General features: G+C 30.7%; 11 protein-coding genes. 9 read left to right on the forward strand and 2 right to left on the reverse strand.

The window, feature by feature from the left end:
- The first annotated feature begins 164 nt into the window (after nt 1–164).
- Together HA149_RS06185 and HA149_RS06190 are read left to right on the forward strand one after the other, a co-directional pair.
- A complete protein-coding gene (locus HA149_RS06185) occupies nt 165–968 on the forward strand; it encodes a hypothetical protein (RefSeq protein ID WP_209114041.1) in 804 nt (267 codons plus the stop codon).
- Between the two features lie 5 nt (nt 969–973).
- Nucleotides 974–1,732, forward strand: a complete 759-nt coding sequence (locus HA149_RS06190; protein ID WP_209114043.1) for a hypothetical protein — start codon at nt 974–976, stop codon at nt 1,730–1,732.
- Nucleotides 1,733–1,743: 11 nt separating this feature from the next.
- On the opposite strand, the gene HA149_RS06195 is transcribed toward HA149_RS06190, so the two are convergent.
- Complete coding sequence (locus HA149_RS06195; RefSeq protein WP_209114045.1) at nt 1,744–2,547, reverse strand: CsgG/HfaB family protein; 804 nt, start codon at nt 2,545–2,547, stop codon at nt 1,744–1,746.
- 141 nt (nt 2,548–2,688) lie between these two features.
- Here HA149_RS06195 and HA149_RS06200 point away from each other — a divergent pair, with 141 nt between their 5' ends.
- The 3 genes from HA149_RS06200 to HA149_RS06210 are packed head-to-tail and all read left to right on the forward strand — an operon-like array spanning nt 2,689 to nt 4,670.
- The gene (locus HA149_RS06200; protein WP_209114047.1) at nt 2,689–3,096 is read left to right on the forward strand and encodes a hypothetical protein; all 408 of its coding nucleotides are present in this window, start codon (nt 2,689–2,691) and stop codon (nt 3,094–3,096) included.
- A 2-nt stretch (nt 3,097–3,098) separates the two neighbouring features.
- Complete coding sequence (locus tag HA149_RS06205) at nt 3,099–3,794, forward strand: hypothetical protein (protein ID WP_209114049.1); 696 nt, start codon at nt 3,099–3,101, stop codon at nt 3,792–3,794.
- Nucleotides 3,795–4,670 carry a S1C family serine protease gene (locus HA149_RS06210; protein ID WP_209114051.1) on the forward strand — a complete coding sequence of 292 codons (876 nt, stop codon included), beginning with the start codon at nt 3,795–3,797 and terminating at the stop codon, nt 4,668–4,670. It abuts the gene before it with no gap.
- Between the two features lie 385 nt (nt 4,671–5,055).
- On the opposite strand, the gene HA149_RS06215 is transcribed toward HA149_RS06210, so the two are convergent.
- Entirely contained in the window at nt 5,056–5,223 is a 168-nt protein-coding gene (locus HA149_RS06215; RefSeq protein WP_209114053.1) for a hypothetical protein, read from the reverse strand.
- Between the two features lie 307 nt (nt 5,224–5,530).
- Here HA149_RS06215 and HA149_RS06220 point away from each other — a divergent pair, with 307 nt between their 5' ends.
- The 4 genes from HA149_RS06220 to HA149_RS06235 form a co-directional block, all read left to right on the forward strand.
- The gene (locus HA149_RS06220) at nt 5,531–6,241 is read left to right on the forward strand and encodes a peptidylprolyl isomerase (RefSeq protein WP_209114055.1); all 711 of its coding nucleotides are present in this window, start codon (nt 5,531–5,533) and stop codon (nt 6,239–6,241) included.
- A gap of 8 nt (nt 6,242–6,249) precedes the next feature.
- On the forward strand, nt 6,250–9,219 hold the full coding sequence (locus HA149_RS06225) for an ABC transporter transmembrane domain-containing protein (protein ID WP_209114057.1): 2,970 nt from the start codon (nt 6,250–6,252) through the stop codon (nt 9,217–9,219).
- Nucleotides 9,219–10,235 carry an HlyD family efflux transporter periplasmic adaptor subunit gene (locus HA149_RS06230; protein WP_209114059.1) on the forward strand — a complete coding sequence of 339 codons (1,017 nt, stop codon included), beginning with the start codon at nt 9,219–9,221 and terminating at the stop codon, nt 10,233–10,235. The genes HA149_RS06225 and HA149_RS06230 overlap by 1 nt, the downstream gene beginning before the upstream one ends.
- A 59-nt stretch (nt 10,236–10,294) precedes the next feature.
- Nucleotides 10,295–11,895, forward strand: a 1,601-nt coding sequence (locus tag HA149_RS06235) for a M10 family metallopeptidase C-terminal domain-containing protein (RefSeq protein ID WP_209114061.1), incomplete at its 3' end; no start/stop codon positions are given.

Genomic DNA, 11,895 nt, shown 5'->3' on the forward strand with positions numbered 1-11,895 from the left:
AAAGCATAATTAATAAAACTTAAATAAAATTTTTATTAAATTATGCAAGGAAATATAATAATTAGAACTTGATTTAGAGATTAATAAATGAAATTATGAAGAATTTTATAAAAACTATATCGAGGATATCTTTACTAGGTTGTTTATACTTGAGTTCATATCCAGTGAAAGCAAACACTTTTGTATATGAAGGGAAATGTGGTTTTTTACTACAAGGATCCTATCAAGAAAGATGTAAAGCAATTTTTTCAAAGGGGAAATTAATGCTTTTATCTAAAAATGCGCCAAGCACTAAAATTCTACCCCAGCAAATTCTAAAAGTATCAAATGCAAAAAAGAGCATTAGCACTATCATCGAAAAAGATTCATCTTCAGAATTATGGAGAAAATATTTTGAAGTAAATCCAAAAGACAAATTAAAAAAAGGGCCTAACTGGTTAAAGGATCCACTGCAAAGAGAACTAACTAATCATAGATATACTATTAGATTTGTCACTAGAAACTTTCAACCCAGAATAGTTTTATTTGTTCTTGATGATCAAAATAAAGCTGCAGCCATGGGTCAGGCAATTCAAAATTTTACAGGTATGAGGTTAGGGCAACAGAGAGAAATCAATAGTATTCTTGAACCACAAGTTTCTACAAAACACATAAGAGAATCCAATAGAATGTCGCAAAGATTAATTGGCTATTGTTCAGCAAAGATGTATGAAGAGGCGCAACCAATGGCAAGAAAATTAAATGCTTATGTTAATAATGCAATAGATGAAATATCTATCTTCTCAGATATTGAAAGAACAGTTTCTGCTCTTTATTTTGCAAGAGATAAAGCTGTCGCTATTTGTGATAACAAACTACTAGACGATATTCAAAAAGCTAATGAACAAAAAAAGTCAGATCAACTTGCTCAAATAGAAGAAGAAAGGTTTAAAAGAGAAGAGGCTTTTGAAATGTTATCGTCTTTCTAAAAAAAATGAAAAATTTTAAAAACCTTTTTTTAATATTTTCAATTTCACTTCTTTCTTCTGCATGTGGAAATTGGAATATAAAAACTGGTACTAACAATTTTGAATCTGCTGATGGTAATTATTTTGATAATCAAAATAGAGACATTATTTCACAAGAATATAATGAATATGGAATCATACAAGATTGTACTATTGGGAAATCTTCTAATCAACGAAAATTACCTTCATGCAATGATGTAAGAAATAAAAAAAATAAATTTTTAAATAAACAAGCTGATAATCAAGGAAGAATTCTTAAACAACAAGAAAAAGAAAAACAAAAAAATATAATTGATAAAAAAAAGAAAATAAGTAAAATTCTCGACAGGCAAATTTCGGGAAATAACTTTATTAAATTTGATGATGGTTCAGGAATATTTGTTAAGTCAATGATCAAATTTAATCCAAGTAATTCGAATTTAATTATTAATACTCAAGTTGAAAGAGATAGAAATACAACAATAAATTCTTTTAAGAAACTATTTACTGAAGATGGCAAATATATTGAAATTTCATTTCTAGATTCAGACGGATTCGAACTACTCTCACCTCTTAGGCTTCCACTAAATATCGTTGAAGGACAAAATCAAAATATTATTTATAGAAAAAAAGCTGGTAATACTGCAGAAAATATTATCGCTGTAAGAATGCTTACAAGAAAACCATTGGATAATATCCTAGAATTCTCAAAAATTAAAAAGCTTCAAATATCTTTAAAAAATTAAGTTCCTAATAATCAAAATAAATCCATTGCATCATTTCCAGCCTGTCTAGCAGCTTCTTTTGCATCCATTTCATCTATGCAATCATCTTGAAGATATAAAACACAGTTTAAGTATTTGCCTGATTCTTCCATAGCTTGCATAACAGCTCTCTTTATAGGGAATTTATTTTCAACTTTTTTTTGAGATTTAACAAAACCCATATCTACATCTTCAGATAAAAATTCTTCTTTTGCTGAACCTTGAATTGTTCTAGTAAATGCTCTTACTTTAGTTCTTGGATTAATAACAACAACATTGAAAGTGAGGTCAACTTCTTTAATACTTTTTTGAGTTCCTCCTGGTGAAGCATTCATCCCCATTTTCCCAAACATTTGTTTCATTCTGCCTCCACCAAATGCACCAAAGTCTACCTGTGTAGACTCAGAAATTTCATTCTCAGTATATTCACTTAAGTAACCCTTAATAATATATTTTGCCTGTAGTGAGTCATCTTCCTTTTTAGATCCTCCAAAACCCGGGATGATTCCTAGGGATCTTTTTTTTGTCATTCTATCAATAGCCTCTTCATCCTCTTCTAAGATTGTAAAATTACCTGTATTACTTAAAGCATTGGTGAGCATATTTTTAAATGATGACTTATATTTTTCTTTCCACCAATTAGCATCAGATTCATTGATAAACTCTGCAACAACAACAGTTATTGGAGAAGATGACATAATACCCTCAGCATTGGACCTAGTAGGATAACTAGCTAAAAATGAAGACGACGCCAATGAGAGCGTTAAAGCAAGATTATGGAAAAGATTTTTTCTCATAATTTTTGATGATTACTTTAAATTTTTATCTTAATTTAATAAGGTGCCAGAAAAAAAATTCCTCCTTAATAATATGTTACTTTTTTATTTCTCTGCTCCTGTGGATTTATTATTTATAAAGATTAAGTATCTAATTTAAAAATGAAATCCTCAAAATTAATATTTACTTTTCTTATATCATTTTTCTCTATTAATTTATCAATATCTAATAAAGTCAATGCTGACTTAGTACCTATAAGTTCAAAAAGTCAGAAATTCTCGGCTTGGTGTAATTTTCCCAAAAACAAATGTAAAGTCACTATTAGTAATGACAGATTAATTATTGATAAACATAAAGGAGGTAAAGGGGTTTCTTTTAAAGATATTTTTTCATACGAAAAATTTGAAGAGGAATATCAATTAAGCAACTATAAGAAAAATCCTGAGACAGTTTGGATTCATCAATTTGAATATCAAAAAAATGACGGGTCATTTTCTACTGCAAAAATCATGTTTAATAATGAAAAATCTGATGCTCGTTTCTCTGTAGCCATTGATTCTTCTATATAAAAATGAAATTTGTTTTTTTATTATTATCTTTGCTTTTAATAGGATCATGTTCATCAAATAATTTGATTATTGAAAAAGAGAACGGTGAAAAATATATTATTGACAAATCAAATTTAAAAAATCAAAACTATAGCATTAGTGACTTAATTGATATAGTCAACAGAATCGAAAATAATAAAATAAAAAAAACAATTGAAAGTCAACAAAATAATAAAGATATTCAAAGCCAAATAAACAAAAATACGTTTCTGAAAAAGAAATTAGCTGAGTCTCAGAATTTGATCAATAATAATTGTGGGCAATGGTATAGACCTGAACTTTGCAATAAGGGTATGGATAGTCTCGAGAAAGATAAAGAATTATTAGTCATGGGAGAAGAAAAACTTGAAAGTATTAAGTTGGAAAATGAATTAAAAATAAAAAATGAAAGAGAGAAAAAAAAGGCTTTTATTAATGAAATAATTAATGAAAACTATGCAGAAATACATTTTTCAAAAATCATATATAATTCTACGCTTGTTGATATTAATAAGAGTAAATCAATACTGCCTGCTAAATCTATTATTTGCTTCAATCCTGTATTACAAGAAAAATACTTTAAGCTATGGAAGGATTATGGGAAAATAAATAAAACAAATTTAAATTATATTGATAAAGAGATATGTAATAGATTAGTTAAATTCGATAAAAATAATTAAATGCAGAAGTATTTCGATTTTAAAAAGACTTTATATCTTTTAATTTTTTTCATAGGTTTATCAAATTCAAATACATTTGCGAATAAAAAAATTAATGAAAATATACTACTCTCTTTTAATAACTCTGATATTTGTGAAAATCAAAAATTCTCAGTAGAAGAAGTTAATAAAATTATGGAAGATAAAGTTGTAACTATTTATTCAACAATAGATAAAGATGATTATGTTGGTTCAGGATTCGTAATTTCTCATCATAATGAGGAAACCTACATCTTAACTAATAGTCATGTAATACAGACTGATGAAAATATTTTTATTAAATGGCTGGATGGGAACATGGATAGAGCAAAAGTTTTATTCGATGGAAAGGGAGAAGCTGATATTAATGACATAGCGCTTATAAAAATTAAAGGCATATCCGGCAAGCCAGTTATTATTAAAAAAAATCCTACAATAATTGGGAAAGAGGTGGTTGCAATAGGATCTCCAGATAACCTCGAATATTCAATAAGTAAAGGTATTATAAGTTCTATTAGAGAACAAGGTACTGTGCTCCAAACTGATGCTGCTATAAATGGAGGGAATTCTGGTGGTCCTTTAATTGAGAGATCTGGTTGCGTAGTTGGAATGAATACGTGGGGGAAAAGCGAATTTAATACAGGTTTAAATTTTGCGATTTCAAATAAAGTTCTAAATAGATTTGTAAAGAAATTTTTGCCAGATTATGCATTAAGAAAAAAAGAATATCAAATAAAATTTCAAAAACAAAAAAAATTTTTAATGAAAAAGAATAATGAGGGCAAAACTAAGAAATTAATTATTCAAGATAAAAATAACAATTATGAGGCTGATCTTGATTATTTTTTCTTCAATTGATTAATTACTTTTAAAAAAGGTTCTTTATGGGTTGCAGTTCTGGGTAATTTCGAGTCCCAAAAATCTACTAGGCAAAGAGCACTATATATAGAAACAAACTTAAACTATTTGAAAATAAGAAACCAAAAAATAGCCGATACTGATACCACCAGAACCAATCTCATGAAATCAAAAATTTTATTAATAATTAAAGATGAAACCAAAATCTTTCATTTGGAAGCCTATAAGAATTCCGTAACGGCTAGAAGACTAGGCTACAAAAGCACCAAAACAATCTAAAGATTACTCAGCTGTAAAATATTAGAAGACTATCTTTATTTAGAAAGCTAAGGAAGAGTTTATCTAATACTAGAACCACCAAATTTTCCATCTCTTGCAGAAAAGATTAAAAATTTTTTTTAAAGTCAAAATCTACTAATGCCTTCTCAAATTTCTTACTTGCTGTTTTATTAGAAAAAATAATTTTTCTAGTAGAAACTTTTGCTTTTTCGTCTTTTGAAACTGCTACCTGCATAGGTTGTGGGGAGTGTGTATCAGGTTGTAAATGCATCATTAAGATTCTTTTAGCTGCAAAATTTGCTTATTTGGGTCAGACCCCTCAAGGGATTAATTGAAAAAAAAAGGTCAATAAAAATACAAAAACAAATTATTTTTAAAGGTTTTGCAGGAATAATCTTGAATGCGAGGCAGTTTGTATGAAAGAGATATCTGCCGATTGGATTAAATGTATGAATAAAATTTGAGTAAGTTTTTTTGAATTAAGTAAAATTTAAAAATAGAATTAAAATGAAGAGGACTCCTTTATCTGTTAAATAATTTAAATTTAACAAAATCATAATCCTAACCAAAACATTAAAGGAATGAATAAAAAAACAATATCAATAAATCAACTGTCAAAATGGGGTTTGTTAAGGCAAATAAAATTTGAAGAAATAATTGATTTGAATTTAAAAAGTATTCCCGAACCAAATGAGGCTGAGATTAAAGAAAAAATTCAAGAATGGTGCAAAATAAATCAAATTCAATCAGAAAAACATTTAAAAGAGTGGAAAAATAGAAATGGGTTTAATGAAGAACCCTGGAAAGAATTTATATCAAGAAAGTGGAAATGGACCAAGTGGTGCTCAAAAAAATTTGAAGATAAACTTTCAAACTATTATCTTGAAAGAAAGTCTATGTTAGACAAAGTAAATTATTCCCTTATAAGAGTAACAAGTAAAAATCTTGCAGACGAGCTTTATCTACGAATAAAAGAAGAGGAATCCAGTTTCGAAACAATTGCTAGAGAATATTCAGAAGGACCAGAGAAAATGACTTCTGGGAATATTGGTCCAGTACCTTTGGGCAATGCTCATCCAAGCCTTGCAAAAATATTAGAAGTAAGTAAAAAAGGTCAAATTTGGCCTCCTAAAAAACTTGAGTCATGGTGGGTAATAATAAAATTAAATTATTTAAGAAGTATTCCATTGGATGACAAATTATCGACATTGTTATCTAACGAGCTAGGGAAAGAATTTATTGAGAAATTGGTAGATAACGATTTAAAGAAAAATAGCGTTAATTTTTTATAAAGATATAAATGGTTAAGCTACCTTCACGAAAAAATAATAATCCTTGGAATAATGTTTTTAACTTATCCGCTGGTTTAAATAATGAAATTTACAATCATATTTATTCACTAAGTTTAGAACCTGGCCAAAAACTTAATCAGTTTAATGAAGATTTACCTGGGATTATCTTTGTCGAAGAAGGGCAAGTTCGTTTACTAAGTTTAGATGAACAAGGGGAACCTTTTACCGTAGAAAAATATTCAAAACACCAAATAGTAGGAGCAGAGCAAATACTAAGAGGTGTTAATGATCAAATAATCGCAGCCTCTTCGAAAGTAAGGTTATCAATATTACCAACGACTATTTTTTTCAATTTAATAAAAAAACAAAAACACTACTTAGAATTATTTTCCTTAATCTCATTAAACGAATTATTCTCAGTTCTCTCTTCAACAAATAATTCATCATTTGAAAAATCAAAATCAATTCTTAAACGGGCCAAAGAACTTTTAAAAAGTGATTTGAATTTAAAGGCTCATAATTTTTATAATGAATTCCAATTTTCAGAAAATGATCATAAAAATTGGTTAGTAAGTAGTTGTAACATAGATGGCTTTCCTCCAGGCTCATTAATAAAATCTGGAACAAAATTAAAAATCAATGGCAAATTACCTGCAAGATTGATTGCACTGCCAAGTAATTGGCAAACTCTAGAAATTAATAATGAGGAACTTAATACAGTGAGAACTAAGAGCCTAAATTCAATTAATGAAGAAAGGGAAACTCTTCTAGAAGAAAAAGAATCTTTGGAAGATTGGTATGGCAGATTAGAAACAAAAATTTCATACCCTCATAGTATTGGGAAAGGAACTCTAGAAGAATCTCTAGCCTGTTTAAGGATGATTTCTCAGTTTTTTGATATTCCTTTTCGCAAAGATATCCTAAAAAACATAATTAAAAATCAATTACATAACTCCAAAGACAACCAATTAGGAATTTTAGAACTTGCTGCAATTATTGATTTAATCGGTTTAAGAAGTTCAATTTTAAGGCCTGATTCAAAGCAATTGATAAAAAGGATACCTGTACCATCTCTAATAATTAAAGATAATCATCCAGTAGTTTTATGGGAGAGAAAAGCTAAGAAAATTCTTTTAGGTGATCCTATAAATGGCCAAAATTGGAAGAACACTGAAGAAATATTAGATGTAAATAAAAACGATCAAATTTCAATTTTATTTATAGAAAAAACTTTAACTTCTCCAAAAGCAAGATTTGGATTGAAATGGTTTCTCCCTGCTATTAAAAAACATAAAAATAGCCTAATTCAAGTTGTGATAGCTAGTTTCTTTGTACAATTACTAGGTTTATTTAATCCTCTATTAATTCAACAAATCATAGATGCTGCTATCAATCAAGGAAATATCCAAAGTCTCAATGTTCTTGGAACTCTTCTAATCGCAATGGCATTTGCTCAGGCTTTAATGGGCTCTCTTCGTACTTATTTATTCGCAGACACAACTAATAGAATAGATATTTCCCTAGGTTCCAAAATCATTCATCATTTATTGAGACTACCTCTAAGCTATTTTTCAAAGCGTCCCGTAGGTGAAGTTAGCAGTCGAATTAATGAATTAGAAAAGATTAGGAATTTTCTTACTGGAACAGCCTTGACGGTTATCCTTGATGCGATTTTTTCAGTTATTTATATAGTCGTAATGTTAACTTATTCGGTGAAACTTACTTTTTTTTCTTTAGGAGTCGTCCCATTTTTTATACTTTTAAGCTTGATTGTTTCCCCTATCATAAGAAAACAACTTAGAAAAAAGGCCGAATCAAGTGCTCGCGTAAATAGCCATTTAGTTGAAAGCCTTACAGGTATGGAAACTTTAAAGGGCCAAGGAATGGAATTACAAAGTGAATGGAGATGGGAAAAGTTTTATGGGAGTCAAATTCAAGCTGGATTTCGCAATACTATTACAAGTACTTCAGCAGGGGCAGCAAGTACATTTCTGCAACAACTCTCAGGACTTGTAGTCATTTGGGCAGGCGCTTTAATTGTGTTGGAAGGAAAGATGAGCATAGGACAATTAATAGCATTTAGGATTCTTTCTGGCTATGTAACTGGCCCTTTATTAAGAATTGCAAGTTTATGGCAAAATTTCCAGGAAACTATAATTTCACTTGAACGATTATCTGACATTGTTGACCAAAAAGAAGAGATAGAAATTACAGGAGAAAATCTACCTCCATTAACACCCATCAAAGGCAGTCTTAGCTACAAAGATGTAAATTTTCGGTTTGGTTCTCATGGAGCATTACAACTTTCAAATATTAATTTTGATATGCCCGCTGGTAGCTTTGTTGGGATAGTAGGGAGTAGTGGATCTGGCAAAAGTACTTTGATGAAGTTATTAACAAGATTTTATGATCCTATTGAAGGAGTAATTTACATTGATGGACAAGATATTTCAAAAATAGACCTTTATTCATTACGGTCTCAAATAGGAATTGTTCCACAAGATTGTTTACTATTTGATGGTTCAATTCAGGAAAATATTGCTTTATCAAGACCTAATGCTAGTTTTGAAGAAATAAAAGAGGCTGCAAAAATTGCATGTGCGCATGATTTTATACAACAGATGAGTGCAGGTTACAGCAGTTCAGTAGGTGAGAGAGGTGCAAATCTTTCCGGTGGGCAACGTCAAAGAATAGCTATTGCCAGAGTGGTACTTAAAAGTCCAAAATTACTAATTTTAGATGAAGCGACGAGTGCATTAGACATCGATACTGAGCAAAAAGTAATTGGTAATTTAGCACAATTTTTTAAGGAGAAAACAGTTTTATTCATTACCCATAGACTTAGCAGTTTAACTATGGCAAATAAGATAATAGTTTTACACCAAGGTGCAATAGTTGAGCAGGGAAGCCATTATGAATTAATGAATGCAAATGGTCGTTATGCAACAATTTATCGACAGCAAAAAGCAAATATTTAGTGAACAATAACAAAAACGAGAAAAATAATTCACCTATCTCGGAGAAAAATTCAAAAGAATTTAGCGTGGGAGAGATTCGCTACCAATCTTCACTTTTTTGGAGCAGTGCACTTCTTTGGGCAATAATTGGGAGTGTTGGATTTGGAGTAATTTTTTCTTTTATCGCTCGAATAGATGAAGTAGTCAACGTCAGAGGCGAGCTGCAAGCGAAAGGTGCGGAACGGCCTATAAAAGCTCCCTTCAACAGCATAATTCAATCAATTAAAGTGAAAGAAGGCGAAAGAGTTAAAAAAGGCCAAACTCTAATTGAATTGGATACTAGGGAAATTGAAGCGCAAATTGAAGGTTTAAAAGCTAACTTAATAAGTCTAAAAAATAGAAGAAAAATCAAAAAAGAAATTGTTGAAAAGTTATATCAAATTAAAGAAAAAGGAGCAATTTCCTTGATCTATTATCTTGAGAAAAAAGGTTTATTAGAGGAGATTGAGTCTGAGATTTCTGTTATAAAATCAAAAATTAAAGAACTAGAGGTTAAATTAATAAAAGCCAAATTATCATCGCCTATTAACGGTACAGTTTTTAATCTAATTCCATCAAATATTGATTATTTTGTAACCGGTGGAGAAACTATTTTATTAATAATACCTGAGGGTGACTTAGAGGCTAAAATATTCCTCACAAACAAAGATATTGGTTATGTAAAACCAAATATGAACGCAGAAATTAGAGTAGATGCTTTTCCCTACACGCAATTTGGTTCAATAAAAGGCGTGTTGCATTCAGTTGGTGCAGAGGCATTACCTGTAGACCAACAAAATTCTCAACCCCGTTTTCCAGCTTTAGTAAAATTGGATGAACAAGACATAGAATTAAATGGAAATAAATATGAATTAAAATCAGGTCAAAGTATTTCAGTTAATCTTATTGTCCGAGATAAACCAGTTATAACTTTATTAACTAATTCAATAGAGAAAGCAATTGATTCTTTACGGGGAATAAAATCAGACCGTAAATAAAATTTCTAGTAACAAATTTTTTAGGTAGAATCATTAGTAAGGAGTTTAAAATCTTTTGATTGATTAAATATTCTTCAAAGTCAAAAAAAATAAGTTTAGGTGAATCCAAAACATACAACTTGGATAAATTACCAGATTTAATTCATGGGGTAAATTGTCGATGCTGTTCTTTAAGAGAAGAAGTAGATATAGGCAGTACTTCTAGCTCTTCATTGAGCGAAGCAAGTTTTCAAACAATGGCCAACTATTTAACATCTGGTTTTTGGACAGAAAACTCATCTTCAACAAGAGAATGGAATTTAAGTACCTCAGGAGATCATCCTAAATTAGGAAGTGGCTCATATCCAGGCAAGATTACATACAATTTGGGATATAATTCTTATGATTACGATCGTCTTTATTACGGAGTAGCTGACCTTTATAGGGAATCGTTCAAGTTATATGAAGAAACCTTAGGTATTGATTTTCACGAATTAAATTACTGGTCAGGGAATACTGCAGATATAGACATTGTAGATGAATACTATACTGGTGCTTGGGCTGTATCCACATCAACTAATGGAAAAATTTCTTGGGCGGGAATAAATATTCAACCAGGTTGGGCTAGTGTTTACCAAGGAGGTTATTATCTCCAAACTATTCATCATGAGATAGGTCATGTTTTAGGTTTAGGACATCAAGGAAATTACAACGGAACCGGATCATATTCTTCAGATGCGAAATATGTAAATGACTCTTGGCAAGCAACTATGATGTCATATTTTAGTCAAACTCAGAATACCTCAATTAGTGCCTCTGGAATTTATTTGATGACGCCCAGCGCAGTAGATTGGATAGCCCTTGATGATATTTATAGTGATTACTCTGGTTACGGCGTATCTAATGCATTTAGTGGGGATACCACTTTTGGTTTTAACACAAATATAAGTTCCTCAACAAGTGAAATTTGGAGCACTTTTTCTTCCAAAATACGGACTAATTCATATTGCATAGTTGATGGATCTGGTACTGATACTTTAGATCTTAGTGAGATGACTTCTAATGATAAAGTCGATTTACGTCCGACAGATAAAGATAGCACAAAGCTCTATACCTCTGACATAGCTGGATTAACAGGAAACCTCCATATCGCTGCTGATACTTATATTGAAAATTGTATTACTGGGCATGGGAACGATACTTTAATTGGAAATGACAAGAATAATAACCTGCAAAGCGGTGCTGGGAATGACACTCTTACCGGTGGAGCCGGAAATGATACTTTAAATGGTGGGACTGGAAACGATACTTTAATCGGAGGCACAGGTGATGATACTTATGTCGTTGATAGCATCAGTGATACCGTTACTGAATCTGCATCAGAAGGGACTGATCTAATACAATCTTCTGTTACCTACACAGCATCTAATAATGTAGAGAATTTAACTCTTACTGGTTCTGGGAATATTGATGGAACAGGTAATACTTTAGATAATACCCTTACCGGAAACTCTGGGAATAACACTCTTGATGGCAGCAGCGGAGATGATACTTTAGTCGGAGGAGCTGGCAATGACACTTATGTTGTAGACAGTACCAGCGATACAGTAACAGAAGGTTCCTCTGCCGGAACAGATTTAATTCAATCTTCTGTCACCTACACAGCATCTAATAATGTAGA

The sequence above is a fragment of the Prochlorococcus marinus XMU1406 genome (genome assembly GCF_017696055.1).
Lineage (GTDB): Bacteria > Cyanobacteriota > Cyanobacteriia > PCC-6307 > Cyanobiaceae > Prochlorococcus_A > Prochlorococcus_A marinus_W.

Excerpts from the sequence above, each read along its gene's own strand:
- HA149_RS06210 (WP_209114051.1), top strand. The coding sequence starts at position 3,795 with ATGCAGAAGTATTTCGATTTTAAAAAGACTTTATATCTTTTAATTTTT.
- HA149_RS06215 (WP_209114053.1), bottom strand. The coding sequence starts at position 5,223 with ATGATGCATTTACAACCTGATACACACTCCCCACAACCTATGCAGGTA.
- HA149_RS06200 (WP_209114047.1), top strand. The coding sequence starts at position 2,689 with ATGAAATCCTCAAAATTAATATTTACTTTTCTTATATCATTTTTCTCT.
- HA149_RS06225 (WP_209114057.1), top strand. The coding sequence starts at position 6,250 with ATGGTTAAGCTACCTTCACGAAAAAATAATAATCCTTGGAATAATGTT.
- HA149_RS06195 (WP_209114045.1), bottom strand. The coding sequence starts at position 2,547 with ATGAGAAAAAATCTTTTCCATAATCTTGCTTTAACGCTCTCATTGGCG.
- HA149_RS06190 (WP_209114043.1), top strand. The coding sequence starts at position 974 with ATGAAAAATTTTAAAAACCTTTTTTTAATATTTTCAATTTCACTTCTT.
- HA149_RS06205 (WP_209114049.1), top strand. The coding sequence starts at position 3,099 with ATGAAATTTGTTTTTTTATTATTATCTTTGCTTTTAATAGGATCATGT.
- HA149_RS06220 (WP_209114055.1), top strand. The coding sequence starts at position 5,531 with ATGAATAAAAAAACAATATCAATAAATCAACTGTCAAAATGGGGTTTG.